The sequence below is a fragment of the Micromonospora sp. NPDC005305 genome, from assembly GCF_040607315.1.
In the GTDB taxonomy this organism is placed as follows: domain Bacteria; phylum Actinomycetota; class Actinomycetes; order Mycobacteriales; family Micromonosporaceae; genus Micromonospora.
Genome location: NZ_JBEXGL010000001.1, coordinates 65,844 through 88,644, shown reverse-complemented (window position 1 = coordinate 88,644; position 22,801 = coordinate 65,844). Strand labels below are relative to the sequence as shown.

General features: G+C 71.8%; 21 protein-coding genes, 1 tRNA gene and 1 pseudogene. 5 read left to right on the top strand and 18 right to left on the bottom strand.

From position 1 onward, the window contains the following. Positions 1-95: 95 nt before the first annotated feature. The 3 genes from ABZS80_RS00450 to ABZS80_RS00440 are packed head-to-tail and all read right to left on the bottom strand — an operon-like array spanning position 96 to position 3,891. A complete protein-coding gene (locus ABZS80_RS00450) occupies positions 96-1,001 on the bottom strand; it encodes a sugar ABC transporter permease (RefSeq protein WP_355053746.1) in 906 nt (301 codons plus the stop codon). Next, complete coding sequence (locus ABZS80_RS00445) at positions 998-2,641, bottom strand: ABC transporter permease subunit (protein ID WP_355053745.1); 1,644 nt, start codon at positions 2,639-2,641, stop codon at positions 998-1,000. The genes ABZS80_RS00450 and ABZS80_RS00445 overlap by 4 nt, the downstream gene beginning before the upstream one ends. Continuing rightward, a complete protein-coding gene (locus ABZS80_RS00440; RefSeq protein ID WP_355053744.1) occupies positions 2,641-3,891 on the bottom strand; it encodes a maltose ABC transporter substrate-binding protein in 1,251 nt (416 codons plus the stop codon). The genes ABZS80_RS00445 and ABZS80_RS00440 overlap by 1 nt, the downstream gene beginning before the upstream one ends. 199 nt (positions 3,892-4,090) lie before the next feature. On the opposite strand from ABZS80_RS00440, the gene ABZS80_RS00435 reads away from it, so the two are divergent. The 3 genes from ABZS80_RS00435 to ABZS80_RS00425 all read left to right on the top strand — a co-directional run bounded on the left by ABZS80_RS00435 (position 4,091) and on the right by ABZS80_RS00425 (position 7,435). After that, a complete protein-coding gene (locus ABZS80_RS00435; RefSeq protein WP_355053743.1) occupies positions 4,091-5,167 on the top strand; it encodes a LacI family DNA-binding transcriptional regulator in 1,077 nt (358 codons plus the stop codon). 109 nt (positions 5,168-5,276) lie between these two features. Beyond that, positions 5,277-6,911, top strand: coding sequence for a glycoside hydrolase family 13 protein (locus tag ABZS80_RS00430; protein WP_355053742.1), 1,635 nt, complete (start codon positions 5,277-5,279; stop codon positions 6,909-6,911). Between the two features lie 161 nt (positions 6,912-7,072). Next, a complete protein-coding gene (locus tag ABZS80_RS00425; RefSeq protein WP_355053741.1) occupies positions 7,073-7,435 on the top strand; it encodes a VOC family protein in 363 nt (120 codons plus the stop codon). A gap of 4 nt (positions 7,436-7,439) precedes the next feature. Here ABZS80_RS00425 and ABZS80_RS00420 read toward each other — a convergent pair whose 3' ends face one another. The 6 genes from ABZS80_RS00420 to ABZS80_RS00395 form a co-directional block, all read right to left on the bottom strand. Next, positions 7,440-7,874, bottom strand: coding sequence for a hypothetical protein (locus tag ABZS80_RS00420; RefSeq protein WP_355053740.1), 435 nt, complete (start codon positions 7,872-7,874; stop codon positions 7,440-7,442). Positions 7,875-7,948: 74 nt separating this feature from the next. After that, positions 7,949-8,323, bottom strand: coding sequence for a GntR family transcriptional regulator (locus ABZS80_RS00415; protein WP_313723154.1), 375 nt, complete (start codon positions 8,321-8,323; stop codon positions 7,949-7,951). Continuing rightward, positions 8,320-9,255 carry a YhjD/YihY/BrkB family envelope integrity protein gene (locus tag ABZS80_RS00410; protein ID WP_355053739.1) on the bottom strand — a complete coding sequence of 312 codons (936 nt, stop codon included), beginning with the start codon at positions 9,253-9,255 and terminating at the stop codon, positions 8,320-8,322. Before ABZS80_RS00410 ends, ABZS80_RS00415 begins: the two co-directional genes overlap by 4 nt. A 57-nt stretch (positions 9,256-9,312) precedes the next feature. Next, a complete protein-coding gene (locus tag ABZS80_RS00405; protein ID WP_355053738.1) occupies positions 9,313-9,870 on the bottom strand; it encodes a 2'-5' RNA ligase family protein in 558 nt (185 codons plus the stop codon). A 41-nt stretch (positions 9,871-9,911) separates the two neighbouring features. After that, positions 9,912-10,937, bottom strand: coding sequence for a tryptophan--tRNA ligase (trpS, locus tag ABZS80_RS00400; protein ID WP_151465623.1), 1,026 nt, complete (start codon positions 10,935-10,937; stop codon positions 9,912-9,914). Positions 10,938-10,970: 33 nt separating this feature from the next. Next, positions 10,971-11,996, bottom strand: coding sequence for a hemolysin family protein (locus tag ABZS80_RS00395; RefSeq protein WP_355053737.1), 1,026 nt, complete (start codon positions 11,994-11,996; stop codon positions 10,971-10,973). A gap of 229 nt (positions 11,997-12,225) precedes the next feature. On the opposite strand from ABZS80_RS00395, the gene galE reads away from it, so the two are divergent. Together galE and galK are read left to right on the top strand one after the other, a co-directional pair. After that, on the top strand, positions 12,226-13,158 hold the full coding sequence (gene galE / locus ABZS80_RS00390) for a UDP-glucose 4-epimerase GalE (protein ID WP_355054175.1): 933 nt from the start codon (positions 12,226-12,228) through the stop codon (positions 13,156-13,158). After that, a complete protein-coding gene (galK, locus tag ABZS80_RS00385; protein ID WP_355053736.1) occupies positions 13,155-14,315 on the top strand; it encodes a galactokinase in 1,161 nt (386 codons plus the stop codon). Before galE ends, galK begins: the two co-directional genes overlap by 4 nt. 64 nt (positions 14,316-14,379) lie before the next feature. Here the strand turns inward: galK and cysN are convergent, their stop codons facing one another. The 9 genes and pseudogenes from cysN to ABZS80_RS00340 all read right to left on the bottom strand — a co-directional run bounded on the left by cysN (position 14,380) and on the right by ABZS80_RS00340 (position 22,768). Continuing rightward, positions 14,380-15,684 carry a sulfate adenylyltransferase subunit CysN gene (gene cysN / locus ABZS80_RS00380; RefSeq protein ID WP_355053735.1) on the bottom strand — a complete coding sequence of 435 codons (1,305 nt, stop codon included), beginning with the start codon at positions 15,682-15,684 and terminating at the stop codon, positions 14,380-14,382. Next, complete coding sequence (gene cysD, locus ABZS80_RS00375; RefSeq protein WP_151463192.1) at positions 15,684-16,595, bottom strand: sulfate adenylyltransferase subunit CysD; 912 nt, start codon at positions 16,593-16,595, stop codon at positions 15,684-15,686. The genes cysN and cysD overlap by 1 nt, the downstream gene beginning before the upstream one ends. Before the next feature lie 80 nt (positions 16,596-16,675). Next, complete coding sequence (locus ABZS80_RS00370) at positions 16,676-17,509, bottom strand: inositol monophosphatase family protein (RefSeq protein WP_151463191.1); 834 nt, start codon at positions 17,507-17,509, stop codon at positions 16,676-16,678. 92 nt (positions 17,510-17,601) lie between these two features. Next, positions 17,602-18,192 carry an aminoacyl-tRNA hydrolase gene (gene pth, locus ABZS80_RS00365; protein ID WP_355053734.1) on the bottom strand — a complete coding sequence of 197 codons (591 nt, stop codon included), beginning with the start codon at positions 18,190-18,192 and terminating at the stop codon, positions 17,602-17,604. A 96-nt stretch (positions 18,193-18,288) separates the two neighbouring features. After that, positions 18,289-18,981, bottom strand: a complete 693-nt coding sequence (locus ABZS80_RS00360; protein WP_355053733.1) for a 50S ribosomal protein L25/general stress protein Ctc — start codon at positions 18,979-18,981, stop codon at positions 18,289-18,291. 296 nt (positions 18,982-19,277) lie between these two features. Beyond that, positions 19,278-20,258, bottom strand: a complete 981-nt coding sequence (locus ABZS80_RS00355; RefSeq protein WP_355053732.1) for a ribose-phosphate diphosphokinase — start codon at positions 20,256-20,258, stop codon at positions 19,278-19,280. Between the two features lie 50 nt (positions 20,259-20,308). After that, positions 20,309-21,779: pseudogene (glmU, locus tag ABZS80_RS00350) on the bottom strand (bifunctional UDP-N-acetylglucosamine diphosphorylase/glucosamine-1-phosphate N-acetyltransferase GlmU). A gap of 130 nt (positions 21,780-21,909) precedes the next feature. After that, positions 21,910-21,980, bottom strand: a tRNA-Gln gene (locus tag ABZS80_RS00345). Positions 21,981-22,027: 47 nt separating this feature from the next. After that, a complete protein-coding gene (locus ABZS80_RS00340; RefSeq protein ID WP_355053731.1) occupies positions 22,028-22,768 on the bottom strand; it encodes a resolvase in 741 nt (246 codons plus the stop codon). Positions 22,769-22,801: the final 33 nt, after the last annotated feature.

Sequence of the window (22,801 nt, the reverse complement as noted above, 5' to 3'; positions counted from 1 at the left end):
GTGTACGTCACAGACGCCCTTGCCGCAGCGTGCGCAATGGGTACGGAGTGGCACCACTCGCCTCGCCCACGACGGCGAGTGGCCACCCCTCCGGTCTATCCCTTGACGGCTCCGGCGGTGAGGCCGGAGACGATGTAGCGCTGGAGCAGTTGGAACACCAGCACGGTGGGGATCGCGGTGAGCAGGGTCGCCGCCGCGAACACGCCGAAGTTGGTGTTCCGCTCGTTTCCCTGGAGCAGGCCGTACATGCCGACCGCCAGGGTCTTCGAGTTGGCGTCGCGCAGGAACACGTTCGCGATCAGGAACTCGTTGATCGTGCCGATGAACGACAGCAGCGCGGTCACCGCCAGGATCGGGGCCACCAGCGGCAGCATGATCCGGAAGAAGACCTGGGCGTGCGTGGCGCCGTCCATGGTCGCCGACTCGTCCAGCTCGCGCGGCAGGGTGTCGAAGAAGCCCTTCATGAGCCAGGTGTTCACGCCCAGCGCCCCACCCAGGTAGAGCAGGAACAGACCCCACGGAGTGTCGAAGCCCAGCGCCGGCCACAGGTCGGTGACCGTGGTGAAGATCAGGAAGATCGCCACGATGGCCAGGAACTGCGGGAACATCTGGATCAGCAGCAGTGAGAGCAGCCCCACCCGGCGACCGCGGAAGCGCATCCGGGAAAAGGCGTACGCCGCCAGTGCGGAGAGGAACACCGACGCGAAGGAGGCGACCCCGGCGACCAGCAGTGAGTTGAGGAACCACCGCGCGAAGGCGGTGCGCTGGAACAGCTCACCGAAGTTGCCGAGGGACATCCCGCCGGTAGGCACCAGTTCCGTGGAAGACAGGGTGCCCAGCGGGTTGAGAGCGGCCGAGACGACGAACATGATCGGGAAGAGGCTGAACAGCACAGCGAGCACGCCGACCAGGTGCCGCCAGCCGACCTGGGCGAACCAGCGGTTCTTCGACTTCCCCTTCGCGTTCCGGTTGGCGACGGGGGCGTCCGCGTAGGTCGTCACGAGTAGACCTCCTCCTGCTTGCGGGTGCGCCGGAAGCTCACCGCCGAGACCACCGCGACGATCGTGAAGATGAACAGCGAGATCGCCGCCGCGAACCCGAACTCCGCACCCTGCGCGCCGAACGCCAGCCGATAGGTGTACGTGATCAACAGGTCGGTCGCGCCGTTGGTCGAGTTGTCCGCTGGGAAGGGCGCGCCCTCCGTGGTCAAGTAGATCGCGTTGAAGTTGTTGAAGTTGTACGCGAACGACGAGATCAGCAGCGGCGAGAGTGCCACCAGCAGCAGCGGCAGGGTCACCGCCCGGAACGACTGCCACGGTGAGGCGCCGTCGACCGAGGTGGCCTCGGTCAGCTCGCGCGGGATGGCCTGCAACGCGCCGGTGGTCACCAGGAACATGTACGGGTAGCCGAGCCAGAGCTGGACCAGGATGACCGCGAAGCGGGCCGTCCAGTTCTGCCCGAACCAGTCCACGCCGAGCCCGAACACGTTGTTGATCAGACCGAAGTCGGTGTTGAACATGTCCCGCCAGACCAACAGCATCGCGAACGACGGCATGGCGTACGGCAGGATGAGCAGGACCCGGTAGAGATTGGTGCCCCGCATTCGGGGCGAGTGCAGCGCGAGCGCGATCAGCATACCGAGCAGGAACGTGCCGCCGGTGGAGGCGATGGCGAAGGCGAAGTTCCAGATCAGGGTGCCGAAGAACGGCCCGGAGATGTTCGGGTCGGTGAGCACCCGGGTGAAGTTCTTCAGCCCGACGTTCACCTTCCAGCCCTGGGTGAGCCGCTCGCCGTCGGCGGCCACGAAGGCGCCGGTCGCCGGGTCGGCGGTCCAGGTCTTGCCGGTCTCGCCGTCCTTGACGCAGTCACAGCCCGCGTCGTACGCCCGGACGGCCTTGCCCTCATAGGCGCGGGTGAGGCCGTTGGACCGGATGGCGCCGCCCGAGGTCGGCACCACGAGGTCGGTGATCTCCTTGCTCCGGACGCTGGCCTGGCCGATGTTCAGGACGGTGTAGCCGTCCGCGGCGGTGATCTTGCCGGTGATGCTGCTGGCGTCCACCTGACCGGCGTCGAGCTTGCGCAGCCCGCCCGCGTCGCCCGCGAAGACCTCCTTGGTCTTGGGGTCGCTGAGCAGGAAGACCAGCGTGCCGGTGGCCGGGTCGCCCTTGGTGGCGATGGAGAGGGCGTACTCGGTGGAGCCGGGGACCTGCCGCACCGAGGAGGTCTGGATGGCGACGATCGCGTCGTCCTTGGTGCCGCGGTGGCCGTCGCCGAAGTTCGTGAACGCGGTGCTCGCGGTGTAGAGCACCGGGAAGACCTGGAAGGCAATCAGGAAGATCGTGCCGGGGACCAGGTACTTGGCCGGGATGTGCCGGCGGCTCAGGTAGAGGTAGAACAGGCCGGCCGTGGTGGCGGCGAGGATGCCCAGCCCGACCCAGTGCTCGGCCTCGACGAGCGGGAACGCCGCCCAGATCGCGATCCCGGCCACGAGGCCGAGCAGGACCACCTTGACGACGAGGCCGGTCGCGGTGATCGGCGCGTGGTTCCGCGCGGTACGGGGCGTGCGCGGGAGCCCGCGGCGAACGGGCTCCCGGCCCGGGGCCTGCTCAGCAGACCCCGGGCCGGAAAGCGACGTGCTCATTACTTGATCTGACCCGCGATGGTCTTGCCCGCGGCGGTGATCGTCTTGGCCGGGTCGGCGCCACCGATGATGGCGGCCTCCGCCTTGCCGAACGGGTCCCAGATCGCGGCCATGGCCGGGATCGCCGGGAGCACCTGGCCGTTCTTGCCGGCCTCGGAGAACTTGGCCAGGTCGGCGTCCTCGCCCTTGACCTGGTCGAACGCGGCGGTCAGCGCCGGCGGGCGCGGCTCGGCCTTGTAGAGCGCGACGGCCAGCTCGGGCTTGGTCACGTAGTTGGTGACGAACTCCTGGGCCAGGGCCTTGTTCTTGCCCTTGGCGGCGACGTAGAACGCCTGGACGCCCACGAACGGCTGGGCCTCCTTGCCGCCGGCGAAGCCGGGGACCGGCGAGATGTCGTACTTGATGTTGGCCTTCTTCGCGTCCGCGATGGCCCACGGGCCGGAGACCAGGAAGGCGCACTTCTTGCCGGTGAAGGTGGCGATGGAGTTCTCGCCGGTGATGGAGCGCTTCAGCGCGCCGTCGCCCTTCTCACCGAGCTTCGCGATCTTCTGGAAGGCCGCGATCGACTCCGGCTTGCCCACGCCCAGGTCCTTCGGGTCGTAGTCGCCGTTGGCCGCGGTGCCGAACAGGTAACCGCCGCCCGAGGTGTACAGCGGGTAGATGTGGTACGCGTCGCCGTTCTGGCCGGACTGGAGGCAGAGGATCTCGCTGGCCTTCTTCTCGGCCTTGAGCTTCTTGCCGGCGACGACCAGGTCCTCGATCGTCTTCGGCGCCTCGGGGGCCAGCTCGGTGTTGCGGATCAGCGCGACGTTCTCGGTGGCGTAGGGGACGCCGTAGAGCTGGCCGTTGAAGGTGACGGCCTTGATCGCGGTCTCGTTGAACGCGCTCTTCTGCTCGGCGGCGAGCTGCACCGGGTCGATGGCACCGTTCTGGACCATGTTGCCGATCCAGTCGTGCGCGCCGACCACGACGTCCGGGCCGCTGCCCTGCTGCGAGGCGGTGACGAAGTTGGTCTGCAGGTCCTTGGAGACGGCCTGGACCTCGACGGTCACACCGTTCTCCTTGCCGAACTCCTCGGCGAACGGCTTCAGGGCCGCGGTCCGCTTGTCGTCGGCCCAGATGACCAGCTTGCCGCCGGCGGCCTTGGCGGACTCCTTGGCGGCCGGCTTGTCGCTGTCACCGCCGCCGCAGCCGGACGCGGCGAGCGCCAGGCCGAGGACAGCGACCACACCCGCGGTACGGATGCGCATCGGTACTCCTGTCGTCATGGCGGGCCCGCCGGGGGAAGGGCGGCTCGCCAGTGGAAACCTCGGAAAAGTCTTGCTGACCGGCGCGGGGATACTGCGCCGCTGCTCTCGCATGTTGCGGGGACGTTAGCAAGAGGTTGCAGAGAATGGAAGGGCTTGCAGGAGCGTACGCAAGAACTTGCTCGTGAGCTAAAGTGCCGCCATGCGCGCTCGACTGTCCGACATCGCCCAACAGGCCGAAGTCAGCGAGGCCACGGTGTCGCGGGTGCTCAACGACCGCCCCGGAGTGGCCCCCGAGACCCGGCAGGCCGTCCTCACCGCCCTCGACGTGCTCGGCTACGAGCGCCCCGCCCGGCTGCGCAAGCGCAGCGCCGGGCTGGTCGGCCTCGTGGTGCCCGAGCTGGACAACCCGATCTTCCCGGCCTTCGCCCAGGTCATCGAGTCGACGCTGGCGCAGAGCGGGTTCACCCCGGTGCTCTGCACGCAGACCCCCGGCGGGGTCACCGAGGACGAGTACGTCGAGATGCTGCTCGACCGGCAGGTCTCCGGGATCGTCTTCGTCTCCGGCCTGCACGCCGACACCGCCGCCAACCACGACCGGTACCGGGCGCTGATCGCCCGACCGCTGCCGATCGTCATGATCAACGGGTACGCGCCCGGCATCTCGGCGCCCTTCGTCTCGTGCGACGACGGCGAGGCCACCGAGCTGGCCGTCGCCCACCTGGTGGCGCTCGGCCACCGGCGGATCGGGCTCATCACCGGCCCGGACCGCTTCGTGCCGGTGCAGCGCCGGGTGGCCGGCTTCCGGGCCGCGATGACCCGGCTGGTCGGCACGACCGAGGCGGAGGCCGGCGAGCTTGCCGAGCTGTCCCTGTTCGGCGTCGAGGGCGGCGAGGCCGCCGCCGGCCGGCTCATCGAGCGCGGCGTCACCGGCCTGGTCTGCGGCTCGGACCTGATGGCGCTGGGCGCGATCCGGGCCGCCCGGCAGCGCGGCCTCACCGTCCCCGACGACATCTCGGTGGTCGGCTACGACGATTCCCCGCTGATGGCCTTCACCGACCCGCCGCTGACCACCATGCGCCAGCCGGTCGCGGCCATGGCGGTGGCCGCCGTCCGCGCCCTGGTCGACGAGATCAACGGGCACGCCGCCCCGAACTCCGAGTACCTGTTCCGCCCGGAGCTGGTGGTGCGCGGCTCGACCGCGGTGGCCCGCCCGGCCGGTGGCCCGAAGCGGCAGCACCCCTCCTCCGTCGATCCCACCCTGGCGGTCCCCGCCTGACCCCTTGCCGTCAGTTCTTGCGCAAGGAATGCTTGACTCTTGCAGCGCCTGAGCGGCATCCTGCTCAGACGCCCTGCCGTCCCGCGCCAGAGAACGGGGATCCCCACCGATGACCTCCGCCCCCCACCCCACGCCGCTGACCGCCGACGACGACTGGTGGCGGTCCGCGGTCGTCTACCAGGTGTACGTCCGCAGCTTCGCGGACGCGAACGGGGACGGCGTCGGGGACCTCCAGGGCATCCGGCAGCGCCTGCCGTACCTGCGCGACCTCGGGGTGGACGCGCTCTGGCTGACCCCCTTCTACACCTCGCCCCAGGTCGACGCCGGCTACGACGTGGCCGACTACCGCGACGTCGACCCGCTGTTCGGCAACCTGACCGACTTCGACGCCATGATCACCGACGCGCACGCCCTGGGCCTGCGGATCATCGTGGACCTGGTGCCCAACCACACCTCCAGCGCGCACCCCTGGTTCATGGCGGCCCTCGCCGCCGGCCCCGGTTCCCCCGAGCGCGAGCGCTACCTCTTCGCCGAGGGCCGGGGCGAGCAGGGCGAGCTGCCGCCGAACGACTGGGAGAGCATCTTCGGCGGCCCCGCCTGGACCCGGGTGGCCGACGGCCAGTGGTACCTGCACCTGTTCGACCCGGCCCAGCCCGACCTCAACTGGCGCCACCCGGAGGTGCGCGCCGAGTTCGAGGACATCCTGCGGTTCTGGCTCGACCGGGGCGTGGACGGCTTCCGCATCGACGTGGCCCACGGGATGATCAAGGCCGAGGGGCTGCCGGACGTCGGCTTCAACTCGATGACCACCGGCCAGCGCCAGTCCGAGCTGCTGGGCAAGGGCCGGCTGCCCTACTTCGACCAGGACGAGGTACACGACATCTACCGCGCCTGGCGGCCGATCCTGGACAGCTACCCGGGTGGCCGGATGGCGGTGGCCGAGGCGTGGGCGGAGACCCCGCAGCGGCTGGCCCGCTACATCGGTCCGGACGAGCTGCACCAGGCGTTCAGCTTCGACTTCCTCGACGCCACCTGGTCGGCCGACTCGTTCCGCAAGGTGATCGACACGGCGCTCGCCGAGTCGACCATCGTGGGCGCCCCGACCACCTGGGTGCTCTCCAACCACGACCGGCAGCGGCACGTCACCCGCTACGGCGACGGTGAGGTCGGCCTGCGCCGCGCTCGGGCCGCCGCCCTGCTGATGTTCTCCCTGCCCGGCTGCGCCTACGTCTACCAGGGCGAGGAGCTGGGCCTGCCCGAGGTGCTGGACCTCCCCGACGAGCTGCGGCAGGACCCCGCGTTCCTGCGCACCGGGGAGAGCCGGGACGGCTGCCGGGTCCCGATCCCGTGGAGCGGCGAGCTGGCTCCGTACGGCTTCGGCCCGGAGGGCAGCGAGCTGAGCTGGCTGCCGGCCCCGGCGACCTGGCGTGCCCTCTCGGTGGCCGCCCAGGCCGGGGTGACCGGCTCGACGCTGGAGCTGTACCGGGCCGCGCTGCGGATCCGGCACGGGCACCCGGCCCTGGCCGGCACCGGCGGCATCACCTGGCTGGAGACCGAGCCCGGGGTGCTGGCGTTCCGCCGCGCCGCCGGGGACGCCGAGCTGACCTGCGTGGTCAATCTCAGCGGCGCGGAGGTGACCGTCGCCGGCCACGGCCGGCCGGTCGTCGCCAGCGCGGAGCTCACCGAGCGGGGCGACGGGCACGTTCTGCCGGTGGACGCGGCTGCGTGGTTCGAACGGCGCTGAGCCGGGTAACCCGCCATTGACCTGGTCGTCCGTTGTGCCCCGCGCCGACGGGCGGCTGGGCTACCGACCCCTTGTGGTGGGGGGTGAGGTGGCGCCGGCCCCTCGGGGACTCGTTCCCGGGGGGTCGGTGTCCATCTGGGACCGTGGGGTACCAACGGGTGATGACCGCACACCTGGCGCAGTACACGCTCGACATCGGCGACCTCGACCGGATGGTCGACTTCTGGTCGGCCGCCCTCGGCTACACCGTCCGCCGGAGCGACGACGGCAACGCGAAGCTCTATCCGCCGCCCGGCCGGCCCGGCCCGACCGTCTGGTTGCAGGGCAGCGGCACCCCGAAACGCGGCAAGAACCGCCTCCACCTGGACCTGGTCTCCGACGGGGACCCGGCGGCCGAGGTCGACCGGCTCATCGGGCTCGGCGCCCGGCGCGTCGACGTCGGGCAGACCGGCACGGAGGGCTTCGTGGTGCTCGCCGACCCGGAGGACAACGAGTTCTGCGTGCTCGACGGGCCGCCGAGCTGAGCCCTCAGGCGCCCCTGCTGGTGAGCAGCCCGGCGATCCGGGCGAGACCGGCCCGCACCTCGTCCCGGCTGGGCGGGGCCGCCGGCTCCGGCTCCCGCTCGGCGGCCAGCTCCAGCTCCTCGTCGATGACGTCCTCGAAGTCGCCGTAGAGGTCGGCCTGGTCGACCTGGGCCGCCTCGTCCTCGGCGGCGATCTGCGCGGCGGCGATCTCGCCGCGGATCTCCTCGGGCGTCAGCGCCGGCAACAGCGGCTCCACCACCGCCATGAGCTGCTCCTCGGCCACCACCGCCTCGGCCAGGGCGAGCGCGTGCGGCCGCTCGTACGGGCCGCAGACCACCGGCTCCCACTCGTCGTCGCCGAGCGGGCCGAAGGTGATGATCCACGGCAGGCCCAGCATCGGCGAGTCGTCCGGCAGGTCCAGTGTCACGAGTGCGCCCACCGGCCCATCATGGTCGGTCGCGGCGCGGACGTGCGCGTCATTCACGCCAACTCCCCCCTCTCCGGCGGTCGCTCTCACCCGTGCGTACCGGCGTCCAGAGCCGCACGGACCAGGGCGACGGCGCGGTCCGGCGGAACGCCCAGGCGGAGCGCCTCGGCCGCGTACGCCGTGGCGGCGCGGTGCAGGCGGTCGGTGGCGTCGTCCCGGCCGGGGGCCACCACGGTGCCGTGCCGGCCGCGGGTCTGCACCAGCCCGGCGGACTCCAGCTCCCGGTACGCCCGCGCCACGGTGTTCACGGCCAGGCCCAGGTCGGCGGCGAGCTGCCGGACCGCGGGCAGGCGGGTTCCCACCGGCAACCGGCCGTCGCCGATCATCGCGGCGAACTGCCCGCGCACCTGCTCGTACGGCGGCACCGCCGAGTCCTGCTCGATCCGGATCCGCGTGCTCATCCCGCCCCTCCCGGCGTTCCCGGGTCGGTCCCCTCGTCGACCTCCACGTCCACGTCCCGCCCGCCGCCGCCCTCGGCCAGGTCCACCACCCGGCCGTAGCGGCTGGTGGCGGCCAGCGCCGCACCGAAGAGCACCATCTGGTTGAGCAGGTAGAGGTAGAGCAGCAGCCCCACCGCCGTGGCCACCACGGTGTAGGCGGGGTTGCGCTCGGTCCGCACCACGTAGTAGCGCCCCACGGTGTTGAGCAGCGTGATGCCGATGGCGACCGCGAGCACGGCGGGGCGCAGCCGGCGGCGGCTCATCCGCAGCCGGGGCACCGCCACCAGCAGCGCGGTGGCGAGCACCGCGTTGACCACCACGCTGAGGACCGCGCTGACCGTGGTCAGGCCGACCGACCCGGTGCTGCGCAGCAGGAAGCGCAGCAGCGACTCCAGCGCGTCCACGGCGGCCACGGAGATGCCGAGCAGCACGAAGACCGCGACCAGCACGCCCAGGTCGACCAGGCGGCGGACCACGAGGTTGCCGGGCTGCTGGTTGAAGCCGTACATGAGCCGCTGCGAGGAGCGGATCGCCTCGACCCAGCCGATCCCGGTGAAGACCAGGATGACCAGGCCGACCACGCCGACCGTGTTGCTGCTCTCGGCGATCTGCCGGGTGTCGAGGAACGGCAGGTTCCCCTCCAGGAAGTCGCTCGCCGCGCTGCTGACCTCGCGGTTGCCCTGGAGGACCGTGCCGAAGATCCAGTAGCCGACCAGGGCCAGCGCGAACACGGCGAAGAAGCCGTAGTAGGCGATCGCGGCGGCCAGCCGGCCGCCGAGCAGGTCGGCGTAGAGCGTCCCGGCCCGCCACACGTGGTCGAAGGCCGACGACCGGGCCCGGGCCGCGTCGACGCGGCGACCGAGCGCCGTCTCGATCCGGCCGATGACGTTCATCCCGCCATCCTCACCGATCCGCCCGCCCCCTGGAGGCAGGCCGGCCGGGCGCTCAGCTCAGCCGCCGAGGCGGAAGTCGCGGCGGGGCTGCCACCGGGTGGCCCCGCTGTGCGAGAACAGGGTGAACGCCTCCACCTCGAAGAGGGCGGAGAAGTCGGCCAGATCCTCGTACGCCTTGTCGAGCACCTCGGGCGGCACGTCCTGGGCCACCGTGACGTGCGGGTGGTACGGGAAGCGCGCCTCGCGGTGCAGCTCGGGTGCCGCGTTGATGGCGGCGGCGAGCAGCTCGCACTCGCTGATCCCCGCGGCCACCGCCACGAAGACCACCTGGGTGACCGGCCGGAACGTGCCGGTGCCCCGCAGGTGCAGGGTGAACGGCAGGTGGGTGGCGGCCACCCGGGCCAGGTGCTCCTCGACGGCCGGCAGCGCGCGCACCGGGATCTCGGTGGGCCCAAGCAGGGTCACGTGCGCCGGCACGGCCTGCGGGTCACCCGCCTCGACCCGCCGGCGGGTGAGCATCCCGCCCCACGGCTCCGGGATGTCCACGGCGATCCCGATCTGGATGGTGTCACCGGCGTCCGGCGCCCCGTCCCTGCCATCCACGCTGCGCGCCATCCCTCCGGCCACCGACTGCGACACCCGTTCCCGCCGGGCCGCTACTCGAACCGGACCGGCGGGAAGAAGCCGATCCGCTCGTACGCGGTGCGCAGCGTCACGGCGGCGACCGCGCGGGCCTTCTCCGCGCCCTGCGCGAGCAGCTTGTCGAGCTGCGCCGGGTCGTCCAGGTAGGCGCGGGTGCGCTCCTGGATCGGGGTGACGAACTCCCGGACCACCTCGGCGAGGTCCTTCTTCAGGTCGCCGTAGCCCCTGCCGTCGTACGCGGCGACGAGGTCGTCGATGCCGCGCCCGGACAGCGCCGAGTAGATGGTGAGCAGGTTGGAGATGCCCGGCTTGCCCTCGGCGTCGAAGACGATCTCGCGGCCCGTGTCGGTGACTGCCGAGCGGATCTTCTTGGCCGAGCGGGCCGGATCCTCCAGCAGGTCGATGATGCCGGCCGGGGAGGAGGACGACTTCGACATCTTGGCCGTCGGGTCCTGCAGGTCGGTGATCTTCGCGGTGTCCTTGACGATGTGCGGGGCGGGCACCGTGAACGTCGGGCCGAACAGCGAGTTGAAGCGCTGGGCCAGGTCGCGGGACAGCTCCAGGTGCTGCCGCTGGTCCTCGCCGACCGGCACCGCGTGGGCCTGGTAGAGCAGGATGTCGGCGGCCTGGAGGATCGGGTAGGTGAACAGGCCGACGCTGGCCCGCTCGCTGCCCTGCTTCTGCGACTTGTCCTTGAACTGGGTCATCCGGCTGGCCTCGCCGAAGCCGGTGATGCAGCCGAGCACCCAGGCCAGCTGCGGGTGCTCGGGCACCTGCGACTGGACGAAGAGGGTGCTGCGCTCGGGGTCGAGGCCGACCGCGAAGAGCTGCGCGGCGGCGACCCGGCTGCGCTGCTTGAGCACCTTCGGGTCGTGCCCCGCGGTGATCGCGTGCAGGTCCACCACGCAGTAGAACGCGTCGTGGCTCTCCTGCAGGGCCACCCAGTGCCGTACCGCGCCCAGGTAGTTGCCGAGGTGGAACGAGTCGGCCGTCGGCTGGATGCCGGAGAAGACGCGTGGGCGGGCAGGTACGTCGGACATGCCGGCAATTCTGTCAGCAAGCCCCGGCGTCCGTCATGACGGGCCGGTGGGTCGGGTGGCCACGGGCGGGAGCGGGGCCGTGACCTCGCGCCGGGGCTCGGGCAGGCGGGCCGGGGAGACCGCGAGGCGGGACACCCGCCGCCCGTCGAGGGCCACCACCCGCAGCAGCCAGCCGCCCGGCGGGTCGTCCGGGTCGGGTACGCCGGCGTCGTCCGGGTCGACGGCCACCGGCACCTCGTCGCCGGTGACCGGCAGCCGGCCGAGGGCGGCCATCACGTAGCCGCCGACCGTCTCGTACGGCCCGGCGGGCAGCGGCACCCCGGTGCGCTCGGCGAAGTCGGCCAGGTTGAGCCGGCCGTCGACCACGGCGGGCAGGCCGGCGTGGGCCGGGTCGGGCGGGACGTCGTCCTCGTCGTGGATCTCCCCGACCAGCTCCTCGACCAGGTCCTCGCAGGTGACGATGCCGGCCGTGCCGCCGTACTCGTCGACCACCACGGCCAGGTGGTGGCCCTCCCGGCGCATCTCGGTGAGCGCGGCCAGCACGCGTTTGCTGCCTGGCAGCCGCTTCACCTCGCGGGTCAGCTCGCCGACCGTGGCGCGCGGGTCCCGCTCGGGGCGCAGCAGCACGTCCCGCAGGTGGACGAAGCCGACCACGTCGTCGTGGGTGCCGTCGACCACCGGGTAGCGGGTGTGCGGGTCGGCGCGGACCAGCCGCTCGGCCTCGGCCACGGTGAGCCCGGTGGCGAGGAAGACCACCTCGGTGCGCGGCACCATCACCTCACGGACGAGCCGCGCGCCGGCCACCAGCACCTCGTCGATGATCCGCCGCTCGTCGGGGTCGAGCACCGTGTTGGCCGCGACCAGGTCACGCAGCTCGGCCTCGCTGATCCGCTCTCGGCCGGCGGTCGGGCTGGCCCCGAGCAGGTCGGTGACCAGGCGGGTGGCACCGTCGGCGGCGCGCACCACGAGCCGGGCCACGGTGCGGGCCACGGGTCCGGGTGCGCGTCTCGGCCGCCCCGGAGGGCGTCGCCGGGGCCCGGGACCACCTCCCTCCCGCATGACAAGGATGGTAGACAGCGGGCGCCGGACAGCCCGGCCGATGTTCGGATCTGTTCAATCATGAAGGATTGTGGTGGAATAGAGGCCGCCCCACTCGCGGCCGCGACACCGCCCGCGGCCCGTAGGGTGATCACGGACGGCCGCCGCGGCACGCGGCCCAGGCAGGAGGAGCGACGTGAAACTGCTCGTCACCGGCGGCGCCGGTTATATCGGCAGCGTGGTGACCCGGATGCTGCTCGACCACGGTCACGAGGTGACCGTCCTGGACGACCTGCGCACCGGCCACCGGGAGGCGCTCGCCCCCGAGGCGACCCACGTCGACCTGCCGATCCACGAGGCCGCGCGGGTGCTCACCCCCGACGCCGGCTTCGACGGCGTGCTGCACTTCGCCGCCCTGATCGCCGCCGGCGAGTCGATGGTCAAGCCCGAGCTCTACTGGCAGAACAACACGGTCGGCTCGCTCGCCCTGATCGACGCGGTCCGCGCCGCCCGGGTGCCCCGGCTGGTCTTCTCCTCCACGGCCGCCGTCTACGGCAACCCCACCGAGCTGCCCATCCCGGAGACCGCCGTCAAGGCGCCCACGAACACGTACGGGGCGACCAAGCTGGCCGTCGACATGGCGCTCACCTCCGAGGCGGTCGCGCACGACCTGGCCGCCGTCTCGCTGCGCTACTTCAACGTGGCCGGGGCCTACCGGCACGGTGGGCGGACCATCGGCGAACGGCACGACCCCGAGACCCACCTCATCCCGCTCGCCCTCGAGGTGGCCGCCGGCCGGCGCGACAAGTTCCAGCTCTTCGGCGACGACTACCCCACCGTCGACGGCACCTGCGTGCGCGACTACATCCACGTCGAGGACCTGGCCCGCGCCCACCTGCTGGCCCTCGACGCCGCCACCGCGGGCCGGCACCGGATCTACAACCTGGGCAACGGCAACGGCTTCACCAACCGGCAGGTGATCGAGGTGGTCCGCGAGGTCACCGGGCACCCGGTGCCGGTCGAGGTGGCCCCGCGCCGCGAGGGCGACCCTGCCGAGCTGGTCGCCTCCTCGGCGCTGGCCCGCGCCGAGCTGGGCTGGGTGCCGGAGAAGCCCACCCTCCAGGACATGGTCGGCGACGCGTGGGAGTTCTACCGCACGCACATCCTGGAGGAGGACCGGTGAGTGGCGACGCCGCGGCCCGCGCCGCCGCCGGCTTCCGGCAGCGGTACGGCGCGGAGCCGGCGGGCCGCTGGGCGGCTCCCGGCCGGGTCAACCTGATCGGCGAGCACACCGACTACAACGACGGGTTCGTGCTGCCCTTCGCGCTGCCGCTGCGTACCGTCGTGGCCGCGGCCGTCGCCGACGACGGGCGCTGGTCGGTCTGGTCCGAGCTGGACGACGAGCCCGTGGAGTTCGGGCCGGCGGAGGCCGACGAGCCCGGCCGCCTCGACGGCTGGGCCGCCTACGTGGCCGGGGTGGTCTGGGCGCTGCGCGCCGCCGGCCACGACGTCCCCGGCGCCCGGCTGGCCATCGCCTCCGACGTGCCGGTCGGCTCCGGGCTGTCCTCGTCGGCGGCCATCGAGGCGGCGGTGCTCGCCGCCCTGGTCGACCTCGGCGGTCTGGACCTCCCCGCCGACCGCTGGCCGAGGCTCGCCCAGCGGGCCGAGAACGACTACGTCGGCGCGCCCACCGGCATCATGGACCAGTCCGCGGTGATCCGCGGCCGGTCCGGGCACGCCCTCTTCCTCGACTGCCGCACCGAGGAGGTCGAGCAGATCCCGTTCGACCTGGACGCCGCCGGGCTGGCCGTGCTGGTCGTCGACAGCCGGGCACCGCACCGGCACGCCGACGGCGAGTACGCCGCCCGCCGCAAGTCCTGCGAGCGGGCCGCCAAGGCACTCGGGGTGGCCGCGCTGCGCGACGTCGCCACCGCCGACCTGGACGCCGCCCTGGCCCGCCTCGACGACGACGAGACCCGCCGCCGGGTCCGGCACGTCGTCACCGAGGACCAGCGGGTGCTCGACACGGTCGAGCTGCTGCGCGCCGGGCGGGTCCGCGACATCGGCCCGCTGCTGACCGCCTCGCACGCCTCCATGCGGGACGACTTCGAGATCACCGTGCCGGAGATCGACACCGCGGTCGAGGTGGCCCTGGCCGCCGGGGCGTACGGGGCGCGGATGACCGGCGGCGGCTTCGGCGGCTGCGTGCTCGCCCTGGTCGACGCGGACGCCGCCGACGCCGTGGCGGCCGCCGTGACCGCCGCGTACGCCGACCGCGGCTTCACCGCGCCCGGCACCCGCACCGTCCTCCCATCCCCCGGCGCAACCCGCCTGAAGTAGAAGGAAGGGCCCCCTGTTAACGCCTGGCGTATAACAGCGGGCCCTTCTTAACAACTGGCGGCGGTCAGCCGGCCTCGACGATCATGCCGGCGCCGACCGTGCGGTTCGTGGCCTCGTCGATGATGACGAACCCGCCCGTGGTGCGGTTGCGCCGGTACTCGTCGGCCAGCAGCGGGACCGTGGTCCGCAGCCGCACCCGGCCGATCTCGTTGAGCTTCAGCTCGCCGGCCGTCTCGTCGCGGTGCAGCGAGTTGACGTCCAGCCGGTAGTGCAGCCCGCGCACGATGGCCCGCGCCGAACGGGTGGTGTGCTTGATGACGTACCGACCGCCGACCTGGAGCGGGCGGGTCTCGTCCATCCAGCAGATCATCGCCTCGATGTCCTGCGCGACGGCCGGCGCGTTGTTCGGCCGGCAGATCATGTCGCCCCGCGAGATGTCGATCTCGTCGGCCAGCCGGACGGTCACCGACATCGGCGGGAACGCCTCGTCCACCGGGCCGTCGGCGGTCTCCACGGCGGCGATCCGGCTGGTGAAGCCCGAGGGCAGCACCATCACCTCGTCGCCCGCCTTGAGCACGCCCGAGGCCACCTGGCCCGCGTAGCCCCGGTAGTCGGTGACCGTGGTGGACTGCGGCCGGATCACGTACTGCACCGGGAAGCGGACGTCGACCAGGTTGCGGTCGGACGCGATGTGCACCCGCTCCAGGTGGTGCAGCAGCGACGGGCCCTCGTACCAGGGCATGTTCTCCGAGCGGCTGACGATGTTGTCGCCCTGCAGCGCGGAGATCGGCACCACGGTCAGGTCCGGCACGTCGAGCTTCGCGGCGAACGCGGTGAACTCGTCGGCGATCTGCTCGAACACCTCCTGCGACCAGTCGACCAGGTCCATCTTGTTCACGCAGAGGACCAGGTGCGGCACCCGCAGCAGCGAGCAGAGGAACGCGTGGCGGCGGGACTGCTCCACCAGGCCCTTGCGCGCGTCCACCAGGATCAGCGCCAGGTCGGCGGTGGAGGCGCCGGTGACCATGTTCCGGGTGTACTGGATGTGCCCCGGGGTGTCGGCGATGATGAACTTCCGCCGCGGCGTGGCGAAGTAGCGGTACGCCACGTCGATGGTGATGCCCTGCTCCCGCTCGGCGCGCAGGCCGTCGGTCAGCAGCGCCAGGTTGGTGTACTCGTCGCCCCGGGCCGCGCTGACCGCCTCGACCGCGGCCAGCTGGTCGGTGAAGAGCGACTTCGTGTCGTACAGCAGCCGCCCGATCAGGGTCGACTTGCCGTCGTCGACGCTGCCGGCGGTGGCGAACCGCAGCAGGTCCATCTGCCGGGCCGACGCGTCGGCCTCGGCCGGCGCAACAGTCTCGACGCTCATCAGAAGTAGCCCTCCCGCTTGCGGTCCTCCATGGCGGCCTCGCTGACCCGGTCGTCGCCGCGGGTCGCGCCGCGCTCGGTGATCCGGGTGGCGGCCACCTCCTCGATCACCTTCTCCACCGTGTCGGCGTCCGAACGGACCGCCGCGGTGCAGGAGGCGTCGCCCACGGTCCGGTACCGCACCTGGGCCTTGAACGGCTGCTCACCGGCGCGGCCCCGGAAGAACTCGTTGACCGCGTAGAGCATGCCGTCGCGCTCGATCACCTCGCGCTGGTGCGCGTAGTAGATCGACGGCAGCGGGATCCGCTCCCGGGCGATGTAGTGCCAGACATCCAGCTCGGTCCAGTTGGAGAGCGGGAACACCCGGATCGACTCGCCCGGGTGGTGCCGGCCGTTGTAGAGCGCCCACAGCTCGGGGCGCTGGTTCTTCGGGTCCCACTGGCCGAACTCGTCGCGGAAGCTGAACATCCGCTCCTTGGCCCGGGCCTTCTCCTCGTCCCGGCGCGCGCCGCCGAACAGCGCGTCGAAGCGGTGCTTCTCCACCGCGTCGAGCAGCACCGGGGTCTGGATCCGGTTGCGCATGCCGTCGGCCGACTCGCGCACCAGCCCCTTGGTGAGGGCCTCCGGCACGCTGGCCACGATGAGCTGGAGACCCAGCTCGGCGACCCGCTGGTCCCGGTATTCGAGAACCTCGGGGAAGTTGTGCCCGGTGTCGACGTGCATCACCGGGAAGGGAATGTTGGCCGGGGCGAAGGCCTTCTGGGCCAACCGGAGCATCACGATCGAGTCCTTGCCGCCGGAGAAGAGCAGCACGGGGCGCTCCATCTCGGCGACGACCTCTCGCATCACGAAGATGCTCTCCGCCTCGAGAGCGTCCAGGTGGGACACCTGGTACGCGGCGGTCGCCGTCATGACACGAACTCGATTCGCTCGGATCCGCACATCGGGATTCCAGACCTTTCCGGTCGGACTCGTGAAGAAGAACGCTCAGGCTACCCGGAATGCCTCTGCAGCGCTGCAAGCAACCGGCTGGCGAGATCCTTGCGGCAGACCAGCAGGTCGGGCAGGCGTGGGTCGGCCTCGTTGTATTTCAGCGCAGATCCGTCGATCCGGGAAGCGTGCAGTCCGGTGGCCGTCGCCACAGCGACCGGAGCGGCCGAGTCCCACTCGTACTGACCGCCCGCGTGGATGTACGCGTCGACCTCGCCCGTGACCACAGCGGCGATCTTCGCGCCCGCCGAGCCCATCGGAACCAGATGCGCGCCGATGTCCTCTGCCAGATCGGTCAGGAAAACCGGCGGACGGCTACGACTGGCCGCCAACCGGATGGTCCTGCCGCCGCCCGCCGTGGCGGCCTCCAGGGTCATCGGTGGGTACGCCGGCGGGTAGTCCGTGCCCAGCACCCGGTGCTGCGCCGGCAAACCCACCGCGCCCGCCACCAGCCCGTGCGGCGTCGGCGCGCTGCGCGACCAGAGCGCCACGTGCACCGCCCAGTCCGAGCGGCCCTCCTCGGCGAACTCGCGGGTGCCGTCCAGCGGGTCGATGATCCACACCCGCTCGGCGTTCAGCCGGGACACCACGTCGCTGCTCACCTCGGCCGTCCAGGCCAGCCGCGAACCCTCGTCCTCCTCCGACAGCACCGCGTCCGCGGGCCGCCACTTCGCCAGCTCGGTGCGGATCAGATCGTGCGAGACCTTGTCCCCGGCCGACTTCAGCGCTCCCGCGTCGGCGAAGCCCAGCTCCGCGCGCAGGCCCATCAGCGCCTGCCCGGCCCGGGCCGCCAGCCACCGGGCGAAAGCGCCGTCGATCATCGGAGGACTGCCCATGGTGTTCCCGCTCCCGTCGCCCGTCGTCGCACGTCAGAAGGCGGACACTACCGGTACCGGGCCGACCCGCCCGGGATGCCCCGCCCGGCGCCTCAGGCCCCGTGGTAGAGGTTCTGCGTCGGCTCCACGCCCTTGGTGACCACCGACTCGACCACGTCCGCCGCCCGGTCCACCAGGAACTCCAGCTCCTTGCGCTCCGCTGCGGAGAAGTCCGACAGCACGTAGTCGGCCGGGTCCTGCCGGCCCGGCGGCCGGCCGATCCCGAACCGCACCCGCACGTAGTCCTTCGTGCCCAGCGACTTCGACATCGAGCGCAGGCCGTTGTGGCCGCCCTCGCCGCCGCCGATCTTCACCCGCAACTGACCGTAGGGGATGTCCAGCTCGTCGTGCACCGCGATCACCCGCCCCGGCGGGATCTTGTGGAACTGCGCCAGCCCGGCCACCGGCCCGCCGGAGAGGTTCATGTACGTCAGCGGCTTCACCAGCACCAGCTTCGGGCCGCCGAAACCCAGCCGCCCCTCGGCCACCTCGGCCACTGCCCGCTTGTGCCGGCCGAACTTCGCGCCCACCCGGGCGGCCAGCAGCTCCGCCACCAGGAAGCCGACGTTGTGCCGGTTGCCCGCGTACTCCCGACCGGGGTTGCCCAGGCCGACCACCAGCCACGGCCCCGCCTCGTCCGTCACGCCACGTCCCTTCCGCTCTGCCCGCCGACCCGTCTCCGATACGCCGACAGGCGCCCCCGGGAACCGGGGACGCCTGTCGCACAGCCTGCGAACCGATCAGGCCTCGGTCTTCGGCTCCTCGGCAGCCGGCTCGCCCTCGGCCGGAGCACCCTCCGCAGCCTCGGCGGTCTCCTCGCCGACCTCGGCCTCGGCCTCCTCCTCGGCGACCTCGACCTCGGGGAGGGTGGCCTCGAGCTGCTCGGCGGTCGGAGCGGCGGTCACCGAGGCGACCTGCAGGTCCCCGTCCGCGACCAGCTCGACGCCGGCCGGCAGCTCCACGTCGCTGGCGGTGATCTGGGTGCCGGCCTCGGCGCCCTCGATCGAAGCCTCCAGGTGGTCCGGCACCTTCGTGGCGTCGGCGGTCACCGTGAGGGTGTCGTGGTCGTGCACGATCAGGGTGTCCTTCGCGGCCTCACCGGTCAGCTGGACCGGGACCTCGACGGTGACCTTCTCGCCGCGACGGACCAGCAGCAGGTCCACGTGCTCGAAGGTGTCCTTGATCGGGTCACGCTGGATCGCCTTCGGCAGCGCCAGCACCTGGGTGCCGTCGCTGACCTCGATCGCGAAGAGCTGGTTCGCACCGCCCTTGCGGATCGCGGCGGCGAACTCACGCGCCGGGAGCGCGATGTGCTTGGGCTTCTCGCCGTGGCCGTACAGCACGGCGGGCACCTTGCCGGCCCGGCGGGTACGACGGGCACCACCCTTGCCGAACTCGGTACGGGGCTCGGCGCTGATCTTTACCTCGGACACGGGGAAACTCCTGATGCTTCGCTGCGGCGGCTTGTCGTCTGGCGGTGCTGGGCGAGGGGCTCGCTGGGGCTCAAGGTCATGAACGACCGCCCGGAGCACCGCGTCGATGACGGCGCCTCCGTGCGGTGCTTTTCAGCGGCCCGCCGGGCACCCTCGCCGTGGCAACCGCACCAGTCTACCCGAGCGAATTCCGAGCTTTCCGGCAGTCCCCATATCACCGCCGGCGACACCGCGACGGCCACTTCCCCGACCGGCGACGACCCACTCGGAGGGCCGCCGCCGGCGGGGCGCGGACCTCAGCTCAGGCCACCGAACAGGGTGGTCACCGAGCCGTCGTCGAAGACCTCCCGGATCGCCCGGGCCAGCAGCGGGGCGATCGACAGCACGGTCAGCTTGTCGAGCTGCTTCTCCGGCGGCAGCGGCAGCGTGTTCGTCACGACGACCTCGCTGATCGGGCTGTTCTTCAGCCGCTCGGTCGCCGGGTCGGACAGCAGCGCGTGGGTGGACGCCACCACGATCTCCGCCGCGCCCGACTCCTTGAGGATGTCGGCGGCCTTGGTGATCGTGCCACCGGTGTCGATCATGTCGTCGACGATCAGGCAGACCCGGCCCTCGACCTCACCGACCACCCGGTTCGCCACCACCTGGTTCGGCTTCAGCGGATCCCGCGTCTTGTGGATGAACGCCAGCGGGCAGCCACCCAGCCGGTCCGTCCACCGCTCCGCCACCCGCACCCGGCCCGAGTCCGGCGCCACCACCGTCATCGGCCGGCCCGCGTACTTGCGCTCCACGTACTCGGCCAGCACGTCCATGGCGAACAGGTGATCCACCGGGCCGTCGAAGAAGCCCTGGATCTGCGCGGTGTGCAGGTCGACCGTCAGGATGCGGTTCGCGCCCGCGGTCTTCAGCAGGTCGGCCACCAGCCGCGCCGAGATCGGCTCCCGGCCGCGGTGCTTCTTGTCCTGCCGGGAGTAGGGGTAGAACGGCAGGACCACGGTGATCCGCTTGGCCGAACCGCGCTTCAGCGCGTCGACCATGATCAGGGTCTCCATCACCCAGGTGTTGACCCCGTGCGTCACGGACTGCACCACGAAGGCGTCCGAACCGCGTACCGAGTCCTTGAAGCGTACGAAGATCTCCCCGTTGGCGAAATCGTACGAGTCGGAGGGCGTCGGCGCGACGCCGAGCACCTCACCGATCTCCTTGGCCAGCTCCGGAAAACCCCGTCCGGAGAAGAGCATCAGGCTCTTGCGGTTTTCGGCGACGATGCTGCCCATGGGCCCGTCTGCTCCCGTATGTCGGTGTTCCCGGCGGCGGTGAGCCGGGACTATTCGGTTGCAGTATCCCCCGCGTTCACCGGTCCTCCCACGGTCTCCGGCCCCCCCGTGGATTCAGTCACCTTCGCTTGCGGCACCGGCCGGGTCCGACGCACCCTCACGGGCCCGCTGCGCCGCCTCCGCGGCCGCCGTGCCGGACCGCTTGCGCAGCACCCAGCCCTCGACGTTGCGCTGCTGACCCCGGGCCACGGCCATGGCGCCCGCCGGCACGTCCGAGATGATCACCGAGCCCGCCGCCGTGTACGCGCCGTCACCCACCCGCACCGGCGCCACGAACATGTTGTCCGCCCCGGTGCGCGCGTGACTGCCGATCGTCGTGTGGTGCTTCTTCACCCCGTCGTAGTTGACGAACACCGTCGCCGCGCCGATGTTGCTGTGCTCGCCGATCGTCGCGTCACCCACGTACGACAGGTGCGGCACCTTCGAACCCTCGCCGATGGTCGCCTTCTTCGTCTCCACGAACGTGCCGACCTTCGCCTTCCGGCCCAGCCGCGACTCCGGCCGCAGGTACGCGTACGGCCCGACGCTGGCCTCCGGGCCCACCTCGGCGCCCACCGCGTGGCTGCGCACCACGCTCGCGCCCGCGCCCACCGAAGTGTCCACCAGCGTGCTGTCCGGACCGACCACCGCGCCCGCGCCCACCACCGTCGCGCCCTGCAGCTGGGTGTTCTGGTCGATCACCGCGTCCCGCTCGACGGTCACCGTCACGTCGATCCAGGTCGTGTGCGGGTCCAGGATGCTCACCCCGGTCCGCATCCAGCCCTCGTTCACCCGGTCCCGCAGCAGCCGGCGCAGCGCGGCCAACTCGACCCGGTCGTTGCAGCCCAGCGTCTCCACGTGGTCCGCCGCGCAGTGCACCGCCACCGGCTCCCCCGCGTCCCGCAGCAGGCCGAACACGTCGGTCAGGTACTCCTCGCCCTGCTCGTTGTCGGTCGAGAGCTTGCCCAGCGCGTCCCGCAGCCGCGCCACGTCGAACGCGTAGATCCCCGCGTTGATCTCCCGCAACGCGCGCTGCTCCGGGGTGGCGTCGCGCTCCTCCACGATCTGCGCCAGCCGCCCGTCGACGTCCCGGACGATCCGGCCCAGGCCGGCCGGGTCGGGCACCTCGGCGGCCAGCACGGTCGCCGCCGCGCCCGCGCCCTCGTGCGCCTCGACCAGGGCCGCCACGGTCTCCGGCCGCAGCAGCGGCACGTCCCCGTTGATCACCACGACGGTCCCGGCGGCGTCCGGCACGGCGTCCAGCGCGATCCGGACCGCGTGCCCGGTGCCGAGCTGACGCTCCTGGAGCACCGGGGCGGCAGCCGGGGCGATCTCGGCCAGGTGCGCGCGCACCTGGTCGGCGCCGTGGCCGACCACGACCACCTGACGGTCCGCGCCGAGCGGCGCGGCCGCGGCCAGCACGTGACCGAGCAGGGTACGACCGAGCAGCGGGTGCAGCACCTTGGGCAGGGCCGACTTCATCCGCTTGCCCTCACCGGCGGCGAGCACGACAACGGTGCGGAGGTGGGGCTGGGACACGACGTGGCTCCAGTCGGGACGGCGACAGTCTCGCGGCCATGCTAACCACGCGACCGGATGCACACAGCGGAAGCTCCCGGGAGAGGATTCGAACCCCTATAATCAGGACCAAAACCTGACGTCCTGCCATTAGACGACCCGGGATGGTCGAAAACGGGCAAAAGGGAGCCCGCTCGGCGGCTGCCTACACCTTACCGGTCGCGAGGTGGATCCTCATCGGTCATTCCCTTCATGATCCCCTCGACCCTCCAGTAGACCCGGCTCGCCCCGACGACGTGAACCGTCAGGCAGCCGCGGTAGTCGGCGCCGACGTTCTTTCGCGTGGTCAGCGGCCGGTGCCGCTTCAGGGTGGTGCGCTGGAACCGCTCGGGTGGCACTCCGACCTGCTCCGCCCACCAGCGGACCGCCGATGCCGCGTCGGCGGTCTCGTGGATGCTCACCCGGTAACGCCGGTCGGCCGGCGGCACGCCGAGCGCGTCGAGGAAGCGCAGGAAGAGCGCCACCAGCATCGGGTCGCTGTTCACGAACTTGATCCGGCAGTCGTGCGGGCGCCATGGCTTGGCCTTGCCACCCTCGCACCAGTAGATCGCCGCGCCGACGAGCACCAGCTCGCGGTAACTCAGCCGACGAACCCAGCGGGCGGCCGCCGCCACGGTGTCGGCTCGCGCGGCGTCGCGTGCCGCCCGGTGGGCGCTCCACTGGGCGTCCGCGCGCCCTCGCTGGCCGGCCCGGCGTCGCCGCAGCACCAGCTCGGGGTCGAGCGGCAGGTGCCGCGTCCAGAGGTAGGCGGTCGACTTCGACACCCGGAGCCGCTCCGCGATCTCACCCACCGGGCAGCCCTCCTGACGCAGGACCAGGGCCTTCGCGTACAGCGCGGGCTTCCGGCCACGGTAGGGAGCGGGGCCGGTGACGGCAGGCTCACGGTCGGTCACTCCGGCAGGTTAGGACGGGCGTACGACAGGTCC